Source organism: Sphingobacterium sp. CZ-UAM (assembly GCF_002000245.1).
In the GTDB taxonomy this organism is placed as follows: Bacteria; Bacteroidota; Bacteroidia; order Sphingobacteriales; family Sphingobacteriaceae; genus Sphingobacterium.
In genome coordinates this window covers 1-24,700 of sequence record NZ_MTCM01000011.1, presented here as the reverse complement: position 1 = coordinate 24,700, position 24,700 = coordinate 1, and the positions used below count along the sequence as shown (strand labels likewise).

The window sequence follows — 24,700 nt, the reverse complement described above, 5'->3', positions numbered from 1 at the left end:
TGGGGTTTTACAACAATAAGGCCAAAATTAATTCCAATTGGAATCTATTTTATATTTAATCGATCTTTTAAATCCTGCCAAATCTTTGCGACACCTGTTTTCTTCTTCTTACCTTTATCCCCATAACCGTAACCATAGCCATAGCCGTAACCGTAGCCGCGGGCAAAGTCAACATCATTGACTACAGCAGCAAGATTTTTCAATTTGCCATCTACATAAAGCTCACGCGGCACTTGTAATAAACGTTTGTCAAGATAATTAACACGAGAAACATACAGAGTCAAGTCGGCATTATGTGCAATTAATAGCGTATCGGTAACCAAACTGACTGGTGCAGTATCCACTAAAATATAATCATAATGTTCACGGGTATATTTGATTACATCATCGAAGTGGCCATTCATCAACAACTCGGCAGGGTTTGGTGCAATATATCCTGAATAGATCACATCAAAATCATAATTTCCCGGCTTTTTGATAATAATATTATCCACATTCATTTCCGGATTAATTAAGAATTGTGTAATTCCCACATTGGTATGTTGCAAATGAGAAAGACCTAAATAATCTAAAACCTTAGGACTACGAATATCGGCACCAATTAGCACAACTTTTTTTCCAGACATGGATAAGATCTGTGCCAGGTTTGTGGTGACAAATGATTTACCTTCACCAGAAATTGTTGAGGTTACAAAGACAACTTTTGAAGATTCCTTTTGATCTGCCCCGAACATAAAGTTCATATTGGTACGTAAAATACGGAAGGCCTCTGCCAAAGAAGAGCGGTCATTAAGATGCACAATGGTATCCTCCGCCGTTGGAATCTCTCCCAGAACCGGTACTTTGACAATATCTTCAATATCTTTACGCGAATGTATCTTATTGTCCAATAAAAACTTCAGATAAAGAATAGCTAACGGAATAAGTAAACCGATAATTATGGCTCCTAAGAGAACGATTCCTTTTTTGGGTGAAACTGGTATCCCATTTCCATACGCTGCGTCTATAATCTTCAGATTATCTGGTGTTGCAGCCGCCTTTACTTCGCTTTCTTCTCGCTTTTGCAACAATAGCAAATATAAGGATTCCACAATTTGTTGTTGCCTAGAAATCTTCTTAAATCCCTGTTCTTGAGATGGGATTGAACTTATTCTTCCTTTAATTTCATTCGACTTACGCTCAATACTATTTAAAGCGAGCTGAGTCACTTTCTGATAATTCTGTAGTGAACGCTTGATATTATTACTGCTCTCAGCAATATTCTCATTTAGAGCAATAACAGTAGGGTTCTGCTCTGATGCCGACTTTAAAAGATCATCGCGTTCCAAGACTAATTTATTATATGCTTCAATTGCCGAACCGATTGAAGCATCCTGCAAGCCGATATTTGATGGTAATAATTTACCAACTTCCTGCCCTCTAAGATAGTCGTTCATATGATCCACGAGTTGCAGCTGAGTACGATATTCCAACACTTTTTTATCGTTGTCAGAAGCCGTGTTAAGGAACACTCCTGCTTCAGTCGCCATATCAACCATTGAATTGGAAGATTTAAAATTAGCAGCTTCTTCATCCGCGCCTGATAAATCTTTTGAAATGAGCATTAATCTTTTATTTATAAAATCAGATGTTGCCCTTGTCATCCGCATTTTATCATTGGTTAGATCAGCATTATAAACATCTATTAATGTGTTCAATATTAGCTCGGCTTTACTCCCTAACACTGATACCATCGAAAAATTCACAATATAAGACTGTGTTTCTTTACTTGGTGTGATACTCATTGCCGCTAAGTTAGCATCCACAGCCCAGTCTTTTGGGACGACTGTTACTGTATAATCAGCATTACGGTCTAAATTATAATTACTATTCTTTCGACTGATTGAATTATTTTTTCGAAAAATAACGGGGACAGTTCCAATTTTTACTGCTGTATCAAAATTGCATTTTAATTTATCACCTGTAGCGAGATTGGTGACATGGATTTCTTTATCCCCTTTTAATTGCGCCTTTATTCTCAGTCGTGTTGTATCTTGGTCACCCAAGGGCACCAAATTAAAAGGCATTTCGTTCTCTAAAACTTCCGAGGAACGAATTTTCCCTTTGATCGAATAGATTACGTTTAAATGAAATTGATCGACTACTTTTCGCATCAACCTACGAGAAGAAAGTACCTCAATTTGGTCAGTTACAAAGGCAGCCTTCGCACTTCCTAATCCCATAGAACTCGTAAGCTCTGTAATTCCCGCTAGCTCGCCAGCAGATCCGCTTCTTTCATCTTTTAATAAAATCTTAGCAGTAGTATTATATGTCTTTTGTGCATATCTAAGATATACGATTGAAATACCGATCGAGAGAATCAGCGCAAGTACAAACCATTTCCAATAAAAAGCATATTGTTCAAATAATTGCCTAACATTGATTTCCTCTTCTTTATTATCGTTGTTATGTAAAGGTTTTTGTTCCATGAAATTTGTTAACGAGTCAATACTGAAATAACGGTAATTAATAAGCTGGCGATAGAAATAATAATATTTGTATTTGCGCCGAGTTTTGAATTATTAATTTGTGATTTATTTGGCTCAACATAAATAACGTCATTTTGAGCCAAATAATAATAAGGCGAATTTAAAGTTCCTTGTTGAGTTAAATCTAAACGGTGCATCGTCTTTTGACCATCGACTTCTCTTATTAACATGACATTCTCTCTCACGCCTCGAATCGTAAGATCGCCTGCCATGCCTAAAGCTTCAAGAACAGTAACACGTTCTGTAGGCATAATAAATGAGCCGGGACGAGTAACCTCACCCAAGACAGAAATCCTAAAATTATTAAAATTGATATTTACTCCTGGATCTTTGATATATTGACTTAGTTCATTTCGAATTTTTTCAATCGCTTGTACACGAGTTAATCCTGCAACATGAACTTTCCCCAACATAGGCAAAGTTAGATCTCCAGCATCATCCACAGTATACGTGGGACGTAGTGCCATATCCGTTTGTTGGGTTAGATTGCCATTTGCCATGCTACTAATTGGATTAAAGGGCGTTGTGACCTTTGGATCCGCAGCTGTAACCACAACCGTTAATATATCATTAGTTTGAATTTTAGGAACATATTGTTCATATAATGTATTAATCTGGGTTGAATCAGGTTGAAGGTAAACCATATTCTTACGTGAACCGCAGGAAGAAAACATTGTTAATATTACTGCACATAGTACCAATATTAACCCACTCTTTGAAATTAACCGCATTTGCTATTTTAAATTATAATTTGATTTGCCTCTTTGAAGACACAAATATTTTTTTCCTTGAACCATGCTTAAAAATACCAATTTAAAATGGCAAATTTAGCTGAATGATCCAATCAAAATTTATGCCTAAAAAATGAAAATCAGATTTTATATAATAAGCCTCTTTTAAATAATAGATTGTACCAATCTTTAAATACTAAAAACTTTTTCAACCTTTACCTTAATACGCTCCTTTTCTGCTTCTGTCAAATTAGAACCAGAAGGCAAGCAAAGACCATTTTCAAACAATCTTTCACCAATATTTTCACCATAATAAGAAGCATCGGCAAATACAGGTTGCAAATGCATTGGTTTCCATAATGGCCTGGATTCGATATTATCTTCCAATAAAGCCAGTCTAAGATCTTCACGAGTTTGCCCCACTTTATTCGCTTCAATTGTGATTGCCGCTAACCAATGGTTAGAATAGAAATCTGCTGAAGGCTCTGTAAAAACATTTACACCTTCAATATTAGCAAATAACTCAATATAAAATTGAGTCATTTCACGACGTGCCTGAATACGATCTTTTAGAACTTCCATTTGCCCCCGACCAATACCTGCACAGATATTAGACATTCTATAATTATAACCAATATGAGAATGTTGATAGTGTGGAGCATTATCACGGGCTTGCGTAGATAAAAACACAGCTTTATCTTTATCTTCCTGTGTATGGCAGACTAATGCGCCACCACCCGATGTAGTTATAATTTTATTTCCATTAAAGCTTAATACGCCAAATCTTCCGAATGTCCCGCATGATTTTCCTTTATAAGAAGATCCTAAAGCTTCTGCAGCATCTTCAATCACAGGAATATCAAACTCTTTTGCTACCGCAAGAATCTCATCCATTTTTGCCGGCATTCCATAGAGATGAACGACAATAATAGCCTTGGGTTTCTTGCCTTTTGCAAAACGATCGCGAATAGCCTCTCTCAAAGCTACTGGACACATATTCCAAGTGTCTATTTCAGAGTCAACAAACACTGGTATAGCCCCTTGATACGCTATTGGATTGGCAGAAGCAGAGAATGTCATTGATTGACAGATCACCTCATCTCCGTAGCCGACACCGCATTCAATTAATGCTAAATGCAATGCAGCTGTTCCAGCAGATAATGCCGCAACCTTAACATCTGTATTTAAAAATTTCTCCAAATCCTGCTCAAACCCATTAACATTGGGACCTAGAGGGGCAACCCAATTATTATCAAACGCATCATGAATATATTTCAATTCATTTCCTCCCATATGTGGGGAAGAAAGCCATATTTTATCTGACATAACAGTAAAAATTTATCTTTATTTTCTTATTATTCTTCCTGGATTACCGACAACCGTACAACCATCCGGTACATCTTTAATAATTACTGTACCCGCGCCAACTGTACACCATCTACCTACTTTTATTCCTTGAATTACACATGCCCCTATCCCGATATGGGTGCCTTCTCCTATTGAAACTGTCCCTGCTAGAGCTACATTTGGTGATAAGTGCACAAAATCCTCAATGATACAATCATGATCAATTGAAGCATTTGTGTTAACAATACAATGTTTGCCAACTCTGACATCCGTATTTATAGATGCTCCGGCCATTACTACTGTTCCTTCGCCTATTAAAGCACGGTTCGAAATCTGTGTTTTTGGGTGAACTAAAGTAACAAAAGTATTTTTAAGAACGCCTGCTAATCTTTTACGAACTGCATTATTTCCAATCGCCAGTACACATTCTTCCCCATCATCAATTTTTGATACAACGGGATAATTCCATATCTGACTTTTACTTGGTTGATCTTCACAAAAAAACAGTTCTGCATAGTGATTAAGTTCAGCAAGCTCAGCAATCACCTTGGCATGTCCGCCGGCACCATATAAAACTAATTTATTCATTATTATTACCTTTGAAAGCTTCCATAGTGGCCTGCCCCTCTGCTGAAATCCCCTCTCTTACAAATACCTTTTTAATTGTTAAAAAGAAAATCTTCAAATCCAATAAAAAGGACACATGGTTGACATACCATACGTCATATTTAAATTTCTGATCCCAAGAAATAGCATTTCGACCGTTAACCTGCGCCCAGCCCGTTATTCCCGGGCGAACCTCATGTCTGCGTTTTTGAAATTCGTTGTATAGAGGCAAATATTGCACCAATAATGGGCGGGGACCAATCAGTGACATATCTCCTTTCAGCACATTGATCAGCTGAGGTATTTCGTCAAGCGATGTTTTTCGCACGAATGCGCCAATTGGTGTCAACCGCTCTGCATCGGACAATAGATTGCCTTGTACGTCTTTCTTGTCATTCATTGTCTTAAACTTTATAATTTTAAAGACTCGGCCATCTTTGCCAGGGCGCGATTGAAAGAAGAAAGGTTTACCGTTATTTGCAAAATATAACCCAACGACAACAATAATGAATATCGGAGATAATATGAGTATTCCAATCAAAGCAATAATGAAGTCTCCTGCACGTTTAATTAAATTTTTATACATGAGCAATTCTTTGGATTTCTACAAGATAACGTTCTGCCAATACTTTTCTGTCAAAGTTTTCCTTTGCATAAATATACCCATTTTGTCCTTCACGCAATAAACGTGCAGGGTCAGCGAGATAAGCCCTAATAATCCGATTATATTCAGAAGCATTCTCTGGTTCAACATAAGTTCCGGCTTGAGCTTGTTCTACCAATTCCCTGGATACGCCATCAATAGCCATCAGTATGGGTTTTTGGCAAGAGAAATAATCGAATGTTTTATTTGAATAAACGGTTTTGAATGTGTCCACCTTTTTTAAAACTGATGCGCCCATTTCAGATGCCAATATAAATTTGAAAACATCACGTTTTGGAACCGGGTCGTGAAAACGTACATTAGTTACTTGCATATCATCCGCTTTTTTTATCAATCGTTCCTTTTCCATTCCCTGCCCGATAAGTAAAAAAAGTATATTCGTGTCCTCCAGTAATTTTCCGGCTTCCAACAATTGATCCAAATGGTTTGCTACTCCATGCGCACCGACATAAGTGATAACAAATTTATCTTCCAAGCCATTTTCCTTCCGAAAGCTAGATCGGTCAAAAGTTTGGACAATATCTTCAGATAATGAAAAATCAGCCGCATTGGGTATCATGATCAACTTATCCGTTGCTATTCCTTTCTTGTCTCTTAATGTATTGAAGAAAGCCGGCGTCAATACATTAATTAATCTTGCTTTTTTATAAATAAAACGCTCTACTGCATAAGCTAGTTTGATAATCCACTTATTGGTCAATACGCCTGTATCGATTGCCGATTCGGGCCAGAGGTCCCGTATCTCGAACACCATAGGTAGACGTTTAAACAAAGCGATTAGATAACCAGAAATCCCCACAAATAATGGCGGCGAGGTCACAATAACCACATCGTATTTGCCTTTTACTTTGAATAATCCAGTCCATAAAGAGGAAAACATAAACGAAAAATATCCCCAAAGCCTCCCTAAAAATCCGCTGTTATAAGATTCAGATACATGGGCTCTATAGACATCAACCTTCCCTTGCTTTTTCTTAACAAAATATTTCCCTTTATATTCTTCTCGCTTGGCATTTCCATTATAATGCATCATTCCGCCAATTACCGCAACTTCATGGCCAAGATCAGTCCACGTTTTTGTGATTTCATTCCAACGGGATCCACCGGGATCATCTTCCTCCAAGAAATATTGGTGTAACAGTAAAATTTTCATTATATATTAAAAGTAATTATTGATGATATTTTGTTATGAAATTCAAAAAATATTGATTTTTCTTTTGTATAACTACCGTAATAATCAGAATTATAAGAGCTGAATTCTGACTTAGCGCATTCAGCCTCAATTTTTAACCGCGGATCAGCAGGATGCCACACCTGTTTCATCTTATAATTTTCAAGATTCCTTAGTTCATCCTCAATGATCCAATTTAAAGATTTTTTAGAAATATAAATTTTCCTTCTATGGGTAGCATTTTTGTTTAAAAATTGAAATGCTTTAATCTCCCCTGAAAAGATATAATCATTATTAGTTTCACTCCACCCAGCATGTAGTTTTTGTGTCCAATAATACCAAATAAATCGGCCTCCTTTTAACATTTGAGATTCTTCGTTCACAACAACTACATTGTGAGAAAGCGAGCCCATAAAATATCTTAACTTTTCACTATCTGTATTATATTTGTACGTTCCCGAATCTCTAAGAATATTTTTTCCTTGATACCAAATATCAAGATGTAAATTATCCGCTTGTGCGGGACGATCCTTATGATCCCCACACCTAATAAACGTAAAAAAGCCATTATCTCTACAGACAAAATATCCTCCAATATCAAAGGATTGTACCCCCTGCTGTTTCCTCAATGGAGGAAAGACATTAATACATGATATTTTTCCATTCCAATTTAAATCTTCCAAAATCTCCCTTTCTTCAAACAGAGCTTTATTAGTCAATATGTAATGTAGTGTATTCAATTGAGGCCGATAATCTCTATAATCCGCATCAGCTAATGGAAAAAATAAAGCTCCATCATTTGATCCATAGTTAGGAAGCTTTCCATTCTCGTCTTGCATACACTGATAGAGAAAATTAAGTGATCGATATGCTTTATTATAGATAAACTTAGGAAAGTTACGATTGTTTTTATGAAAAACAGAAATCCCCAACGATAATAATTGAATCACTACACGATGATAATTCATTGAAAATTGAAGGAATGTTCCATCGTCATAAATCTGGTAATTAATTTCGTCTTCAAACCATTTCAACCCTTTTTTCGACCAATCTTTAGTTTCTGGAATAAAGGGGAACAAAATGTTTGATAATGTCAGAAATAGGGTCTCGGTAATCGCATGATTGTTACGCACCGCTATTCGCGAAAAGTCTATATGGTGATAAACATGATGAATAGACGCATAAACAACATTCTGTATTTTTTGCCATCGCTCTTCTGTTAATGCATCAGAATTTTGATAATAATATATTGCGAAACACCAATTGAGAATACGTAAGGAAATCTCTTGGCTACATCTCCAATTTGGTCCTTGATTAATTGGATTTGAATCTATCCAATCCTCTATTTCAGAAAATATAAATTCGCTTAAGTCTTTATCAAAATGGTAATCATATCGAATTAGAGTCAATAGATAGGAAAAACGTGATTTTTCCCAGACAAATTTGATATCCCCCGCGTCCTCTGAAATATCAGGAATTTGAGACCAATGGGTAGTGATGTCATATTGATAACCTGTTGAAGGATTAGTGATCCAATTATAGTCTTTCCCCAAGGATCTCCATTCCGAACTAAAAAACTGTATCTCACCTGCCAAAATCCTTTCAGCCTTTTCTCTCAAAGGCTCAAAATGTTCCTTTGGTATCAATAAAGCTTCCTTCGGCTCAATTACATACGGATTATGGGAGGCTTTCCAATCGGAAATAGTAATCGGTACTTTAAATGAGAGGTTAACAGGATGTTTCTTCTTTAAGTAGCCTATCTTTTTTTCCAATTCATGCCGTATTCGATATATGGTATATCGAGTCCCCATATTTTGAAAAAGCTGTATAAATAAGTTAAGTTTCAATTTAATTGTTGTTAAAAATCAAGTTTAATTACTTTCCACCTGCCTGGTTTTCCAGATTCAGTACATTCCCAGCCAATAATCTTATCAGAGTTATCAATCGTTGCTTTATTACGCTTTTTAACAACGAAATCACCTTTAACAAAAGTTCCCTGACTGGGAAAAGTTGAACTAAACGTCAAAGATGAGTTGTTATTGGTCAAACTTGACATTTTTGTAGAGGCAGTGACTGCATTCAATCTATTTCCATTAATTCTGACATTTTGGGCACTCGCGACCAAAATTCGCTTGGTTTGATCTCTCTGGGAACCATCAATATCATAACAAATATTATTTAAAGCAGAAACTGTAGAGATTTGCATTCCTTTGAGAGGAACTATAGTTATATTATTTGTACCGGCATTTGCACATATATTACCATCCAACAAAATATTATTTCCTCCTGCAATCCTAATATTATCCAGTCTGCTCTCTATTATCAGATTTCTTGAAACTTTTAAATTATCTGAATTTGATATTAAAATTCCTTGAGTTTTAGAATTTTTAATTTGATTATCAGTTATTACATGTCCGCCTCCATTCTTGTCACATCTAATCCCTACAGACTCTTCTCCTTTTGCGAGAATTTTATTTCCACTAATAACACAATCTGATGCATCTTTCCCAATTAGAATTCCATGGGAAAACGACTCTATTAGGTTGTTTTTGACAATAATGTTTATGCCATTCGCTTTGATCCCATAAAAGATCTTATAGTCACTACCGCTATAAAGATTTTTAATTTTGTTATTCGAAATCGTTATATTACGACTTGTCAAATACCGTCCGCCGTTATTTTCATGAGTTTCCGTTTTAAACCCAGCAGCAGCGCCATCTACGCTATTATTCAAAATTTTTACATTTTCAGATCCCCCACTTGCGTCGACCGCCATTCCACTTCCATAACCAGAGCTAAGCATTTTCATTAATCCAACTCTTCGAAAGCTACTATTTTTGACAGTCATATTATTAATTAATCCTACACCTATTCCATGACAACCAATACTTCTAAACACGCAGTTATTCACAAACACGTTTTTTGTTTTGTATTTTGGTCCGGGATCTGCCGGCCTAGTATATGTATGTATGGCATCAAAAAAAGAGTTCGACAATTCCAACCTTTCAAAATAAATATTTGAAACAGCGAAATCAGATTTAGGCTTAATGAAAAACAAATGATATGCTCCATCGACGTCCCAAGTTTGATTTTTTCTATCATCTAATATTATTTGATTATAATTACTGGCACCACCATCGATGTGGAAACTTTTAAAAGTTACATTCGACGCCTCTGTCAACAAAAAACCATAAAGGAGTTTTTTAGTAATACTAAATTTGGGCCATCTATATTGGAGTCTAGTTTTACTTCCCTTTCCAACTATTGTAATATTTGACTTAACATTTAATGTGCGTTTGATTAGATAAATGCCTTCTGGAATTAGCAAAACACCACCTTTTTTCAAACTATTAATTGCAGTCTGAAATGAATTCCCGTCATCATCAATCCCATTTCCTTTCGCGCCAAAATCTTTTACATTAATTGTATCAGAAATAGCAACTTTTAATTCGGATGGTGCCTCAGCCTTGTTAGAATACTTAATATCCGAAGTTGAGTCGTCCTTATTAAAAAGGAATTTGTTGACCGAATTTTCTTTAGGTTTTGGCTCAATCTCTGAATTGTTTGAAACTTTAGAGCTTTCACTATCTATACAAGATAAAATAGTCAAGAAAAGACATATACCTGCACAGAAACAGACTATTTTTTTCATATCCAAAAATTTTAACCTTTTTTTCCTTTTTACAAATGTACTTAATTTGCTATCCTTAAATCAAACATTCAAATACTCCAAACTTAAATGATTATAACATTCGGAGGTTATAAAACATCGACCCAACTATTTCGCTTCAAACTCTCGATAGCAGCAAAAGAAGCTCTTGTAGTGTTAATAATCTCATCTAAAGAAATAAGGCAGTCTCCACCCATTTTAGTTTTACCTATTAATTGCTGAAATTGGGCTTTATGTCCTTTGTCCAAACTTGTTTTCAATGTAGAAAAACCTTTTACACCGAAGGCCTCAGTTCTTCTAAAATTATCCATAATAAATGTTCTTTCTTGTGAAAAGACCTCTACCCTTTCTTTTGAATAAGCTTTAGAGCCATTAGCAAAATAGTTAATTACTCCTGTAGATCCATTTTCGTATCTGAGCAGAATACTGGCGTTATCTGTATTTTCTTCGGGATTTAAACCTAAGGAATTCATACACACAGATTTAACTCTGCTTCCAGTCAAAAATGTAATTAAATCAATATAGTGACAGGCTTCTCCAATGATTCGTCCTCCTCCCACTTTCATATCATGAACCCAAACATTCGAAGGTATTGTACCAGCATTCATCGTAGCAATAACATTCATCGGTGCATCCCCAACAAACTGCTTAATTTTAACTATATGTGGAGAAAACCTTCTATTAAATCCTACAGTAATATTTTTAGCCGATCTTTGCTGTGCTTCAATCACCCTTTCCAATTCTTCCTGATTTAGTGCCAAGGGCTTTTCCACAAAAACGTTCTTTCCTGCGTTCAAGGCCTCAATAACCATTGAAGCATGTAAATTATGACGTGTTGTGATTAAAACTAAATCAACGTCCGAATCCCTAAGTATCTCATGGTAATCTGTCGTTGAATTTGCAATATTATATTTTTGGGCTAAAGCAGTTCCTGTTACACCTCCGTTACTAGCTATATATTTATAAATCGCCCCGCTATCTTTAAGCGCAGGCATTAAAGTCATTTTTGTAAAATTACCCGCACCGACGATACCAATTACGCCTTTTGAAGCTGAAAAGTCTGCATCTATTAATTTCACATTATGGCTGGGGGATAATTGCACTTTTTCATCGTATTGCAAAATGGAGGCTATAGAGTTTCGGCTTCCAATTTCACCGTAAATTTTAATATAGTCATTTATTGGAACAACCTCGGTGATCATCTCTTCCACATGAATTCGGCTAGAACTTATAGCTTGTAATATTGTTTCAAAATTTCTCTTCTCTGTCCAACGCACAAATGCCAATGGATAATCAATACCCTTCTGCTCATAATCTTCATCATATCTTCCCGGACCATATGAACAAGAGACCTGAAAGGTCAGCTCTTTCTCATAAAACTCAGCGCGACTTATATCCAGCCCGATCACACCAACCAAAACAATCCGCCCTCTTTTTCTACTCATTCTAGCAGCTTGAGAAATAATACTGTTGTTTTTCGAAGAAGCTGTAATAATCACTCCATCGGTACCAATGCCATCTGTGAGATCTTCAACAAATTTAACCACATCCCCTTTAATAGGATTAAATGGAATCACCCCCCACTTCTTTGCTAGTTCCAATTTTGATTCATCAATATCCACACCAATAACTCGACAGCCATTCGCGATTAGAAGTTGAGCTGTTAACAACCCGATCAAACCTAATCCCACTACGACTACTGTTTCACCAATTGTCGGGTTCAATAGACGAATACCTTGAAGTCCTATGGATCCTATTACAGTGAAGGTTGCCTGTTCATCTGTAACATTCTCTGGAATATGAGCAACTAAGTTTTTGGGCACACATACAAATTCAGCATGTTGACCATTCGATGTTACACGGTCACCAATTTTAAAATCATTGACTCCTTCTCCAACCGCGATAACACGTCCAACGTTACAGTAACCTAAAGGCAGAGGTTCGCCCAATTTATTAAAGACTGTTTCTATGGTTGGAAGCAACCCATCCGTTTTAATCTTATCTAGGACCTGCTTTACCTTATCAGGCTGTTGTCTAGCTTTTTGAATCAAATTAGACTTTCCAAACTCGACTAACATTCTTTCTGTTCCCAATGATACCAATGATCGGGTGGTTTGAATTAAAACACAACCTCTTCTAACTTGCGGCGCAGGCACTTCTTCAAGTATAGTATCTCCTGTCTTAAAGGATTGAATAATTTGTTTCATTACTGTATCTCTTTATAAATTTTTATTAATTGATTAATAACTAATGATTCAGTTTCCGCCCCATCTTTATCTGCAGTTCCCAAATCAAAGTTGTATTCTCCTCGCTTATATAATCTTGTACCTGATGGCCTAGAAACGATATCGGTAGCAAAGGTTACCCTTTTTAAATGGAGAGACTCTCTCAATGAAATAGAGTCGCCATCTGTTGAGGTATTTCTTATACTTGCGTCTGCATGTTTTAACAGTTCATAAAATGAGTGGTGTTCATTGATAAAAAAAATGTTATCATTAGTTTTTATTTTATTTTCCACAATATAATTTAAATATTGAGAAGAGGGATCAGAGACCACCAAAGCATCATCGGCTTTATTATTAAAATGGTTAATTAAATCGAATATTCCATAAATTTCATTGTTATACTTATCGTATGTCAATCCATAGGCATTGGTAACATACAAACGTTTATATTTTTCCTTTATGGAATAAATTAACTTTTTGATTGCCCCACTTAACTCTTCCGTTTCAAACGGGGGAATAAAAGACGAAATTTTAATTGTATTAGTATTAAGGTCCTTCGCTATATCAAAACTTCCTTTATTTAAAACAATTGGAATATCTATGGTTTTTAAAACTTTCTCAACTTTTTTTAAGTCCTTTTCCGCAAATCTATTTAAATCTCCATGAAAGGTTATTATACATTTTGTTGAAGTAATTTTACACAGTACACTAATATATCTCTGAACGATAATACTCGATGTATGCAGGTGTAATACACTATAACGAGGCAAAATAAAACATAATGTTAATAATTTTATTGGCGTTAGCGGCAAATACCTAAAATTAAAGCCGTTAACCTTTAAACCATCTAACAATCTCTTAACATGTATTGTAACCCCGCCTATTGGCGGAGGTGTTTTCCCGATAATCAACAATTTATTAGCCACTCTAGTATTTTTTATTTGTAATTCTAATAAAATCCTCTCTTTTATACTTATCGATTGTCTTCACATTTTTATAGATATCTTTCCACATTAAATTAACCTTTTTGATGGAAAAAAATTGCTCTTTTTTTAATATGCGTATTGTACTTAAGTAGTGAGCTGCCATTGTCAAATACCATACTATTGTTGGTAAGTTATCCTTAAGGTTGGACATTCTCATAGAATAATGGTAGACCATGTTACCCATTTTTTCTTCCGAAATTTTAGACCTAGAAGCTCCCACTTTATGATAAATAATTGCTGGATATAAGCAGAATATTTTGGTGTTCATTTTTTTTAATCGAAAAGCGAACTCCATATCTTCTTCTCCTAAAAAAAACTTTTCGGAAAGTACTCCGGTTTTATTAATATTCATCATTAAAGCACAGCCCGTACCATAATCGACACGCTTTGCCCCTTGTTGAGGAACTTTATCAATATTATCAAATGCATAATCATATTTACGTACACCCAACCAATTGATACTTCCACCACAATTCCAAATTATATTATTGGGGTTGTAATAACGAATCTGTGGGATAACAGCAACAACATCCTTTTTTTCATTATCCAATAAAAACTGATACATTTTATCAAGAGCTTCGTGCTCTATCTCAGTATCATTATTCAATAAAATGGCATAGTGTTCATTAATGTTTTTCAAGAATTGTAGAGCTACATTATTACCTGCTGCAAAACCAAGATTTTCATTATTTTTTATAATCAAAATCCTATCTTGAGACCGGTGAGAATGGAAGTCATTTAGTATCTCTACCGATGAATTCAGAAAATATTCTTTATTCTCAGATATTACACATTTAAAATTCTCCCCACAATAAGATTCAATTTCCCTAACCTCATCCATAGAAGATCCGTTGTCTACTAAAACTATTGAGTATCTATTGGAAGATGTTCTATTCAGAATGCTGTCTATACAAAGTCGAGTATCATGCCAACCATTCCAATTCAAAATCACAATATAATAATTATTCATACTTTGCCTTTCTTATTAATAAAAAGTTAAAAATCACAGCAAAAAAGATAGACTCGTAGAATGCTACAGAATTCATATAAAAATCAAACCATCCAAAGCATAATAGTGCTAAAACATAGCAACTTAAAACCAAAAAAATAAAATTATTTTTCCTTTTGCTCAATTTAAAAATTATGTTACTGATTATTGAAAATATTATTACAGAAATTATCCCAATGGTTAGTCCACCGTATAAATAAATTGTACCAAAAAAGGTTTTTACATTAATAACTGTACCATTACCGATATCAGTCCATTCATTAGAAATTACTGTTTTAATTTCACCAGAGTTTCCTGTTAACATATAAAAGATATTATTGAGCGTTCTAAACAACATATCTGGTTCTATACCAACTGGGTTTTGCGCTGAAAAATAAGCGTTCATACTTGCCGTCCCTGAGACATAATATAACAACATATGATTCCAAATAAAGTCTATAGGAGCTAAATAACCAAAAACTAAGCTATATGATGCAAAAAAGATCCCAAATCCCAATCCCAAAGCCAAAAGTATATGTGTAATTCTAATAGTTTTATTAAAAAAGAATATCCATGAAAGGAAATAGCTCATTAAGAGAATCAACACTCCGCTTTTTGTAGCATACATTATAGATAGGCCTATGGCAACAAACACTACATATATATTTTTAAGTTTAAATAATCGATTTCCATCACCAAATAACGCTAAGAAAGAGATAATTGAGAGCAACTTGAAAACAATAACTAGGTGCGCTTGAATACCAACACCTAAGAATTTCTCAACGGCCTCTCCACCCTGGGTTATGTAGAGATTGTATGAAGTGATTAAAAAATAAGTTAATATTAAAGCGATTAAAAAGCTGAAATTTACAAGTTTCCTACTATAATTTTTTATATCGTTCTTTTTTTCGCTCAAGCTTGTCTTAATAACTTTTATTGGAATCAAAACGTTTGTGACTGTACCAGCTACCCAAAATATAATTAGGCCAAAAAACCAGATATACAAAACATCGTAATCCAAAGGTTTAAATCCCAAATTTTCCGAATTTAGGTCATACAAAATACAGATTATCAAAAATGGTACAGATAAAATAATGCTCGGCGTATAATATGTTTTATGATACCTCTTATCAAAAACTAATATAATAGCAATCAGTAAAATTAAAAGAAATAATGCCATCCTTTATTTTTTTAAGCACCTAATAATTAAGCCCAATAAGACAATCTCTGCTATTGCCATAGCAATAGCAGCTCCAATATCCTTGAAAAGATATGAAAGGATGAAGCTTGCTGAAATTCCTACAACGCCACTAACCCAAACCAGCCTATTAAATAGTGACTCTTTATTAAAATTAACCAGTCCCACTATTCCATAATAGTAATTAAGTCCACCAAATAATATCACTAAGCTCAAAACTTTAAAATCTATAATTGTCGAAGTATACCCTTTTCCAATATAGGCATTAATTATATAAGGAGACAGAATGATCATAAGAATTGTTCCAAAAAAGAATATTATAGTCAATAATTTTCCGATTTTTTGAAAGCTTACATACCCCTGAGATTCGTTTCCATTCATCTTCTTACTAAAATGCGGATATAATGCTGTCACAATAATATTAGTAAATGATTGTATGCCCTTGATTAATTTTTCAGCAGGAGAATATAAACCAACTGTAGAGTAACCAGCTACGATACCCAAAATTACAACATTGGACTCTCGATAAAGATTCATTCCTATTGTCGACAGAAATAAACTCCAGCCCTCGTTTAAATTCTCCTTTATAGATTTAATATTTGGCGAAGTAAAATTAATATTCAATTGGTATTTGACCAGAAACAAAGAAGCAACGCCCCCCAATACAAAGCTTAACGTTTGAATAAACATCAAAAAATTTACATCTGAGGGTGTCTGAATCATTAATATTATTAATATAAATGCCAAAAGCCTTACGAGTGTATTCACAGCTGTAATATATTTCATCTTTTCCAATCCTTGAAAAAGCCAAACTGGAATTAACCCCTGTCCAAAAAATATTCCAATGCCCATTATATACATTAGGAACTGATCCCTAATAAAAAAACCAGACAATAAAAGACCTATAGTAATTATTATCGAAAAACAAATTCGAATCAGCGTTACCGATGTATAAACGCCAGAAATCAAAGATTTATTTTCTTGATTTTTTGCCACTTTATTAGTTGCTGAAAAATTAAATCCATATTGAACGATCAAATTAAGATAATTTAGAATAGTGAATGCAAAAATATATTTTCCATAAACCTCTAATCCCAAACGTTTAATCAAAATTGGAATAATAATAAGAGGAAAAACATAATTAACAACATTTAATATCACTAAAGAAACAAAGTTGTTAATGATCTTTGAGTTGTTTCTTATTATATTTTTAAAATTCACAGGTGTCGTTTTATTATTGGCAAAGTATGGAAAAAAACACGATTACTTTTTATTAATCCGAATCAAATACTCTCCATATCCGCTTTTACGTAATGGTTCTGCAATTAAATGAAGTTGCTTTTTATCAATAAAACCCATTCTGTATGCTACTTCTTCAATAGCACCTATTTTCATTCCTTGCCTTTCTTCGATTACTTGGACAAACTGCCCCGCTTGCATTAGCGATTGAATTGTACCCGTATCCAACCAGGCGGTCCCACGGTCAAAAACACCAACTTGAAGTTTACCTCTTTTTAAGTATTCTTTATTAATATCCGTAATTTCCAGTTCTCCCCGAGCAGACGGCTGGATATTCTTCGCAATTTCAACAACATCGTTATCATAAAAATATAATCCAGGAACGGCATAGCTTGATTTAGGAGCTACGGGCTTCTCTTCTATAGAAACAACCTGTTTATTTTCATCAAACTCAACTACCCCATATCTTTCTGGATCATGGACAGGATATGCAAAGACTACTCCTCCATCAGGATCAGCACAAGATTGCAATAACTTTGACATTCCCGAACCATAAAAGATATTGTCTCCTAATATAAGCGCAACCTTGTCATTTCCGATAAATTCTGCTCCTAATATAAATGCTTGCGCAAGTCCGTCCGGGCTTGGCTGTTCAATATATTCAAATCGACATCCTATTTGCGAACCATCACCCAATAATTTCTTAAAATTCGGCAGATCTTGTGGTGTTGAAATGATTAAAATCTCATTAATTCCCGCCAACATCAATGTCGATAAAGGATAGTATATCATAGGTTTATCATACACAGGCATAAGTTGCTTGGAAACAGCTAATGTCAATGGATGAAGTCTAGTACCGGATCCTCCTGCTAAAATGATTCCTTTCATGTATAACGATTTTAATAACTTTAAATTTTATTTAACATTTCAATTAAACTATCTCTCCAATATGGAACGGAAATTTTAAATGTTCCCTTAACCTTCGTTTTATCTAATAACGAATAATGTGGGCGTCTTGCTGGGGTTGGATACGCGGCCGTAGGAATCGGATTAATCTGACAATCAATATGTTTAATATCACGAATTGCCAAAGCAAAATCGTACCATGATGTCTTACCTTCATTGCTATAATGATATACTCCCCCAACCCAACAATTACCATTAATAATATCGATAATAGCCTGCGCCAAATCTCGCGCATAAGTAGGTGAACCAATCTGGTCATTAATTACAGCAATCTCATCTCTTTCTGTCATTAAACGTACCATTGTTTTTACGAAATTATTGCCGTAAGTAGAATAAACCCAAGATGTACGAATAATAATACTTTCAGGCAACCACTTTTGAATCGCTTGTTCTCCTCTTAACTTAGAAAGGCCATAGGTATTGATTGGATCTACGTCAGCAGTTTCTTTTAAAGGTTTACTGGAGGTTCCATCAAAAACATAGTCAGTGGATATAGCAATCAACCGGACGTCATTAAGTCTGCAATATTGTGCAATTTCTTCTGTTGCCAGATGATTCACTGCATCTGCTAAATCCTGCTCAGACTCCGCTTTATCAACAGCAGTATACGCTCCTGCATGAATAATAAGATCAGGATGGTACATAGCAAGTATATCTTGAATGATACCAACTTGATCTAAAGGCAACTGCTTACGATCCAAAAAGAAGCACTCTTTAGTCGCATCTAATTTTAAGATATCTTGCAGTTCGGACCCTAATTGTCCGTTAGCCCCTGTAATTACAATTTTCATATTCCAAAAACTTCCTTAAAGCTCAATGCTTCCTTATCTTTATCCGACAAAATCATTTCCTCTATTGGAATTGCCCAATCCACAACCAGATCTTCATCTAATGGATTTACCCCACATTCTGCTTCTTTGTTATAAAAATTATCACATTTATAAAAAAAAGTTGCTGTTTCACTCAATACAACAAATCCATGCAAGAAACCTCTTGGGATAAAAAGTTGTAAGTTATTCTCGTCAGAAAGTTCCACCGCTACATATTCACCAAACGTCGGTGAATTAGGCCGAACATCAACGGCTACATCAAGTACTTTACCTTGAAGCACTCGGACCAATTTAGCTTGAGCATGCTCTCCTGCTTGAGCATGTAACCCACGTAGTACACCTTTCGTTGAGAAAGACTGATTATCCTGAACAAAATGTGTATTAGTATTTGTCAAAGTATTAAATGTTTTTTCATTAAAACTTTCAAAAAAATACCCCCGACTATCACCATACTTTGCTGGCTCTAAAATAAAACAGCCTTGTAGCTTTGTTTCCGTGGCTTTCATATTATCCTTGATATTGCTTTTTGTAGTAATTTTGATATTCTCCTGACGTTACCTGATCTAACCAATCCTGATTATTCAAATACCAATCAATCGTTTTAGACAGGCCTTCTTCGAAAGTTACAGATGGTTGATAGCCTAACTCTTGATTAATCTTACTAGCATCAATAGCATAACGCAGATCATGCCCAGGGCGATCTTTAACAAAGGTAATCAATGCGGCGGCCGTTCCCTGCGGTCTGTCTAACTTCTCATCAACTTGTTTACACAATTCTCTTACCAAATCAATATTTTGCCACTCGTTAAAACCACCAACATTATAAGAATCCCCATTTTTACCATTATGAAAAACTAAATCTATGGCACGCGCATGGTCTATTACAAACAACCAATCTCGTGTAAATTTTCCGTCTCCATAAATAGGCAGAGGCTTATTATTTAAAATATTATGAATACATAATGGGATAAGCTTCTCAGGAAAATGATTTGGACCATAATTATTAGAGCAATTTGTCAAAACAACTGGCAGACCGTAAGTGTCATGGTAAGCGCGCACAAAATGGTCTGATGATGCTTTAGAAGCCGAATATGGAGAATGCGGGTCATATGATGTTTGCTCAGTAAATAACCCCGTTTCACCCAGTGTCCCATAAACCTCATCGGTAGACACATGATGGAAACGTTTGCCATCGAAGTTGTCTTTCCAAATTCCTCTCGCTGCATTTAATAAATTTACCGTACCAATCACGTTGGTCATAACAAATGCTAAAGGATCTACAATAGAGCGATCAACATGAGACTCTGCCGCAAGATGAATTACGCCATCAGGGTTATATTGCTCGAAAATTTCTAAAATATGTTTTGCATCAGTAATATCCGCTTTAATAAACGAGTAATTAGCATGATGTTCGATATCTTTTAAATTCGCTAGATTCCCTGCGTAGGTTAAAGCATCCAGATTAATAATATTATAATTGGGATATTTTAAAACGAATTCACGCACAACATGTGACCCAATAAATCCCGCACCTCCTGTTATGATTATTGTTTTCATTTGTTATTTATTTGTAACTCCACAGAAATCCAACACTACTTTACCTGATTCAATATGGAGGGTCTTAAATTCATTATGCGCCACTAAGAAAACGATAATATCCGCTTTTGTTATCGCGTCCTTGTAATCGGTTAGCTTAAATACTTTATGTTCGTGTACATTTGGTTCAACAATAAACATATCTGCATCTCCCGAATCTTGTAGTACACGTTCTGCAATATGGATCGCTGGCGATTCTCTCAAATCATCGATATTTGGTTTAAAAGCCAATCCCATAATCGCAATAGATGGCTGACGACCATTTTTAATTTCAAATTCTAAACGTGCCGTTTTGACTTTCTCTGCACACCAGAAAGACTTATAATTATTGGTTTCTCTAGCTTGCGCGATCATACGTGACTCCATTGGGAAATCTGCTGTCAAAAAGTATGGATCAACAGCGATACAATGTCCACCTACCCCACAACCTGGCTGTAAAATATTCACACGAGGATGTTTATTCGCTAAACGAATTAGATCCCATACATTAATGTCTGCTTTATCACAGATCAATGAAAGTTCGTTCGCAAAAGCAATCTGAGAATCTCTGGAAGCATTTTCGGTTAACTTACACATCTCAGCTGTACGCGCATTTGTCGGATGCAATTCTCCTGTTACAAATTGACCATAAAATGCCAACGCTTTTTGCGTAGATGCTTCGTTCACCCCACCAATTACACGATCATTATGAACTAATTCGTACATTACATTTCCTGGAAGAACACGCTCTGGACAGTATGCCAAGGAAATTTTTCCTTCCAGCTCAGGACGTTTTGAAAAAATCAAAGCCATCATCTTTTCCGTCGTTCCAACAGGTGAAGTCGATTCGATTACATATAAATCACCTTCTTTAAGCAAAGGGATAATTCCCTCTGTCGCCGCTTGCACATAGGAGATGTCTGGCTGGTGATCACCCTTAAATGGAGTAGGAACAACAATTAAATAGGTATCAGCTTCAACAGGTTTTGTATCTGCCTTCAAGAAGCCTTCTGCCACAGCCTTCGCTACAGCTTTATCTAAATCCGGCTCAACTATATGAATTTTCCCTGCATTGATTGTGTCGACCACATGTTGTGAGATATCCACACCATGAACAGCGATACCGCTATTTGCGATTAATGCCGAGGTAGGTAATCCAATATATCCTAGACCAACGGTTACTACTTTTGCTTGCATTGATATGATTTATTTTAAGTTCTTAATAAAGTTAACAATTCTTTCACAGGCTTTACCATCTCCATACGGATTATGTAGCCCACTCATTTGCTGATACCTATTATTATTAGTCAACAAATCTTGTGCTTCTCTTACTATTTTCTCTTTATCTGTACCCACAAGGATAACTGTCCCAGCATCTACCGCTTCAGGTCTTTCGGTTGTGTCACGCATCACCAATACTGGTTTTCCAAGGCTTGGCGCCTCTTCTTGTACGCCCCCCGAATCGGTAATAATCAAGTAGGATTGATTCATCAACCATACAAAAGCTGGATAAGCCAAAGGATCAATTAAGTGAATATTGTGTACATCCGACAATATCTCATAGACAGGTTTCTTCACATTGGGATTTAAATGAACAGGATAGATAATCTGCACGTCGGCATTGGACAATGCGATTTCTTTTAAAGCCTGACAGATATTAATAAAACCCTGTCCGTGGTTTTCACGTCTATGGCCAGTCACCAAGATTAATTTCTTCGCAGGATCGACCAGTTCCTTTAGACGGCTAATTTCTTCATTATCTAGGTCTTTTACTCGGTCTGAGCTCTCAAACAAAGCATCAATAACTGTATTTCCTGTAACAAGCACATCTACATCTTGCACATTTTCGCGTAATAGATTTTGTCGCGAAGCCTCCGTAGGCGCAAAATGAAAATCACAGATGCGCCCTGCAACCTGCCGATTAATCTCTTCGGGAAAAGGTGAACGTTTATTATGGGTACGAAGTCCTGCTTCAACATGACACACCTGCGCACCGGCATAGAAAGCAGCAATACTTGAAGCCATCGTTGTGGTGGTATCACCATGCACATAGACATAATCTGGCTTAAAATCTTCCAGTACGGCCTTCATTTCAGTGATAATATCGGCCGTCAGGGAATATAAATTTTGATTTGGCTTCATTAAGTTCAAATCGTAATCAGGTTTAATATCGAAAAATTCCAATACCTGATCTAACATTTCACGATGCTGTGCCGTCACACATACTTTTGTTTCAAAAGATTTATCTTTTTGGAACTCTTTTACCAAGGGAGCCATCTTAATAGCCTCTGGCCTGGTTCCGAATACAATTAAATTCTTCTTCATATATTATTAGTCAAATCACAAGTTTTGCTCGTTGAAAATGTGCAATAATTTAATTCAAAATTTTGCTTAAGCTTTTAGCTTTGCAACACTTTCAAAAAGTATTATTTTGCGTTGTGTATTCAAATTTTTGAAATGGATCTTAATGTTTTTCCCTAATTTTTTTTCAACCTTGTCCGCTAACTGCAATAAATATGCCTGATTTATATTTTCGCCCAAAATTAACACTTCTATTCTTCCCGAATCCAGGCCCTCAGCATAGTCCCCGATCAAGCTAACCTCCTGAATATCTCCCGCTTTTTGTAGTATTTGTACGACAATTTCATCAATACCTAAATACGTATGAATTAATTTCTGAAGTGGCTTAAATAGCGAATGACTCGTATTGGCTCGGTATAATATTTTATTCTTTAATGTACTTTTTTCCAAATATCCCGCTTCCGAGAGCTGATTGAGTTCTTTACGGATCGCATTGGTCGATTCCTGAAACTCATCGGCCAGTCCTCTTAAATGCCCTTGATTACTCGCAGAAACAAAAAACTTAATCAACAATTTGAGCCGGGTCTTAGAAGTAATCAACGAATCCAACATCGGTTTAGTATTAATGAGTAACAAAAGTACTCAACACAAATCAGCTATGCAAATGAATAAATTGTTAAATCATGATTTACATCGTTAATAATTTGTCCAGATTTTATTAAATCACTTACTTACAAGGTTAAAAACTTAAAATTCACGTGGAACATTGGATTGGAATGAACACAAAATTTAGGCTCCCTGTAACAAGGAGCCTAAAAAAATGATAACAAGAGTTATTTGAGCTGATCTAAGCCTCCGTTTTTTGATAGAGATTCGAAATGGGTAAAGTTACCGTGAATGATTCAGGTTTACTTTCTTCAAAATTCAGCACACCAGAAATACTTACCCGGCCACCTGTCAAATCTCCGACCTTCGCATTCCGCCTATTGACCTTAAATCGCACAGAAACATCCGACCTGGCATTTCCCTTCCGTTCAAATGGAATAACCAAAATCTGCTCGAGATTGACATCCAAGTCAGCATGCAAGGGTTTTACTTTTCGAATAACAATATTTTTTAGCCGATCGTCGCTCCTTTCTGCCTGAAAAACAAATACCCCACCTTTAGCGTTTCTATCGCCACTATATTGCCCCGGGCGCTCCTGGAACATATAGCTGACCGTCATGCCAACGCTTCTATTGAACCGTTGTTTCTGTCGCTGTGTACGCCAAAAAAAATATCCTCCTAAAAATAAAAAAACAAGTAAGACTATGGTCATCATATCAATATGTTGGTTAAAATTAAATGACTAAAATGTTGCACACAGAGGCGCTATCAAACAAAACCAAATATCTCATATTGTTATTAATTCAACATTAAATAAGTAGGGACAAATCAGGGACAATTGCGAACGAGCGGACAAACAGCAGCTTATGCACATTATTTTTGTGTTAACAGTCCGCTGTAGGGAGGCCATATTGAATAGCGCCGATAATCTCCAAACAAAAAAGCCTGATCATTAATGATGTGACCCCAAAAAGTTGGACGGATTAACAAAATTAAGTTTTTTGTACGAGAGCTCGGTATTCCACCGGGCTCTTTCCATTTAATCTATTTTTTATTCTTTTATTGTTGT

21 protein-coding genes are annotated in these 24,700 nt (G+C 35.6%); all 21 read right to left on the bottom strand.

The window, feature by feature from the left end:
- Positions 1 to 44: 44 nt before the first annotated feature.
- Positions 45 to 2,468, bottom strand: a complete 2,424-nt coding sequence (locus tag BWD42_RS23840) for a GumC family protein (protein WP_077438925.1) — start codon at positions 2,466 to 2,468, stop codon at positions 45 to 47.
- 8 nt (positions 2,469 to 2,476) lie between these two features.
- Positions 2,477 to 3,259, bottom strand: a complete 783-nt coding sequence (locus BWD42_RS23835; protein ID WP_077438924.1) for a polysaccharide biosynthesis/export family protein — start codon at positions 3,257 to 3,259, stop codon at positions 2,477 to 2,479.
- 189 nt (positions 3,260 to 3,448) lie between these two features.
- Entirely contained in the window at positions 3,449 to 4,585 is a 1,137-nt protein-coding gene (locus tag BWD42_RS23830) for a DegT/DnrJ/EryC1/StrS family aminotransferase (RefSeq protein WP_077438923.1), read from the bottom strand.
- Between the two features lie 18 nt (positions 4,586 to 4,603).
- Positions 4,604 to 5,194 carry an acetyltransferase gene (locus BWD42_RS23825; RefSeq protein WP_077438922.1) on the bottom strand — a complete coding sequence of 197 codons (591 nt, stop codon included), beginning with the start codon at positions 5,192 to 5,194 and terminating at the stop codon, positions 4,604 to 4,606.
- Positions 5,187 to 5,798: a sugar transferase gene (locus BWD42_RS23820; RefSeq protein WP_077438921.1), complete on the bottom strand. Its 612-nt coding sequence runs from the start codon at positions 5,796 to 5,798 to the stop codon at positions 5,187 to 5,189. The genes BWD42_RS23825 and BWD42_RS23820 overlap by 8 nt, the downstream gene beginning before the upstream one ends.
- Positions 5,791 to 7,029: a glycosyltransferase family 4 protein gene (locus tag BWD42_RS23815; RefSeq protein WP_077438920.1), complete on the bottom strand. Its 1,239-nt coding sequence runs from the start codon at positions 7,027 to 7,029 to the stop codon at positions 5,791 to 5,793. The genes BWD42_RS23820 and BWD42_RS23815 overlap by 8 nt, the downstream gene beginning before the upstream one ends.
- Positions 7,029 to 8,819, bottom strand: a complete 1,791-nt coding sequence (locus BWD42_RS23810) for an alginate lyase family protein (protein WP_217700125.1) — start codon at positions 8,817 to 8,819, stop codon at positions 7,029 to 7,031. Before BWD42_RS23810 ends, BWD42_RS23815 begins: the two co-directional genes overlap by 1 nt.
- An 86-nt stretch (positions 8,820 to 8,905) precedes the next feature.
- Positions 8,906 to 10,699 (bottom strand): glycosyl hydrolase family 28-related protein, encoded by a 1,794-nt coding sequence (locus tag BWD42_RS23805; RefSeq protein ID WP_077438918.1) that lies wholly within the window; start codon positions 10,697 to 10,699, stop codon positions 8,906 to 8,908.
- Positions 10,700 to 10,806: 107 nt separating this feature from the next.
- Positions 10,807 to 12,924, bottom strand: a complete 2,118-nt coding sequence (locus BWD42_RS23800) for a bi-domain-containing oxidoreductase (RefSeq protein WP_077438917.1) — start codon at positions 12,922 to 12,924, stop codon at positions 10,807 to 10,809.
- Positions 12,924 to 13,868: a hypothetical protein gene (locus tag BWD42_RS23795; RefSeq protein ID WP_077438916.1), complete on the bottom strand. Its 945-nt coding sequence runs from the start codon at positions 13,866 to 13,868 to the stop codon at positions 12,924 to 12,926. The genes BWD42_RS23800 and BWD42_RS23795 overlap by 1 nt, the downstream gene beginning before the upstream one ends.
- Before the next feature lies 1 nt (position 13,869).
- Positions 13,870 to 14,898, bottom strand: coding sequence for a glycosyltransferase (locus BWD42_RS23790; protein ID WP_077438915.1), 1,029 nt, complete (start codon positions 14,896 to 14,898; stop codon positions 13,870 to 13,872).
- Positions 14,891 to 16,096 (bottom strand): DUF6337 family protein, encoded by a 1,206-nt coding sequence (locus tag BWD42_RS23785; RefSeq protein WP_077438914.1) that lies wholly within the window; start codon positions 16,094 to 16,096, stop codon positions 14,891 to 14,893. Before BWD42_RS23785 ends, BWD42_RS23790 begins: the two co-directional genes overlap by 8 nt.
- A gap of 3 nt (positions 16,097 to 16,099) precedes the next feature.
- Positions 16,100 to 17,335, bottom strand: a complete 1,236-nt coding sequence (locus tag BWD42_RS23780; protein ID WP_077438913.1) for an oligosaccharide flippase family protein — start codon at positions 17,333 to 17,335, stop codon at positions 16,100 to 16,102.
- Between the two features lie 42 nt (positions 17,336 to 17,377).
- Complete coding sequence (rfbA, locus tag BWD42_RS23775; protein ID WP_077438912.1) at positions 17,378 to 18,241, bottom strand: glucose-1-phosphate thymidylyltransferase RfbA; 864 nt, start codon at positions 18,239 to 18,241, stop codon at positions 17,378 to 17,380.
- A 20-nt stretch (positions 18,242 to 18,261) separates the two neighbouring features.
- Positions 18,262 to 19,110 (bottom strand): dTDP-4-dehydrorhamnose reductase, encoded by an 849-nt coding sequence (gene rfbD, locus BWD42_RS23770; RefSeq protein WP_077438911.1) that lies wholly within the window; start codon positions 19,108 to 19,110, stop codon positions 18,262 to 18,264.
- Positions 19,107 to 19,655, bottom strand: a complete 549-nt coding sequence (rfbC, locus tag BWD42_RS23765) for a dTDP-4-dehydrorhamnose 3,5-epimerase (RefSeq protein ID WP_077438910.1) — start codon at positions 19,653 to 19,655, stop codon at positions 19,107 to 19,109. The genes rfbD and rfbC overlap by 4 nt, the downstream gene beginning before the upstream one ends.
- A gap of 1 nt (position 19,656) precedes the next feature.
- On the bottom strand, positions 19,657 to 20,706 hold the full coding sequence (rfbB, locus tag BWD42_RS23760) for a dTDP-glucose 4,6-dehydratase (RefSeq protein WP_077438909.1): 1,050 nt from the start codon (positions 20,704 to 20,706) through the stop codon (positions 19,657 to 19,659).
- Positions 20,707 to 20,709: 3 nt separating this feature from the next.
- Positions 20,710 to 21,921: a UDP-N-acetyl-D-mannosamine dehydrogenase gene (gene wecC / locus BWD42_RS23755; protein ID WP_077438908.1), complete on the bottom strand. Its 1,212-nt coding sequence runs from the start codon at positions 21,919 to 21,921 to the stop codon at positions 20,710 to 20,712.
- A 9-nt stretch (positions 21,922 to 21,930) separates the two neighbouring features.
- On the bottom strand, positions 21,931 to 23,049 hold the full coding sequence (gene wecB / locus BWD42_RS23750) for a non-hydrolyzing UDP-N-acetylglucosamine 2-epimerase (RefSeq protein ID WP_077438907.1): 1,119 nt from the start codon (positions 23,047 to 23,049) through the stop codon (positions 21,931 to 21,933).
- Positions 23,050 to 23,115: 66 nt separating this feature from the next.
- On the bottom strand, positions 23,116 to 23,637 hold the full coding sequence (locus BWD42_RS23745; protein WP_077438906.1) for a transcriptional regulator: 522 nt from the start codon (positions 23,635 to 23,637) through the stop codon (positions 23,116 to 23,118).
- Between the two features lie 235 nt (positions 23,638 to 23,872).
- A complete protein-coding gene (locus tag BWD42_RS23740) occupies positions 23,873 to 24,346 on the bottom strand; it encodes a hypothetical protein (protein WP_139351268.1) in 474 nt (157 codons plus the stop codon).
- Between the last annotated feature and the right edge of the window lie 354 nt (positions 24,347 to 24,700).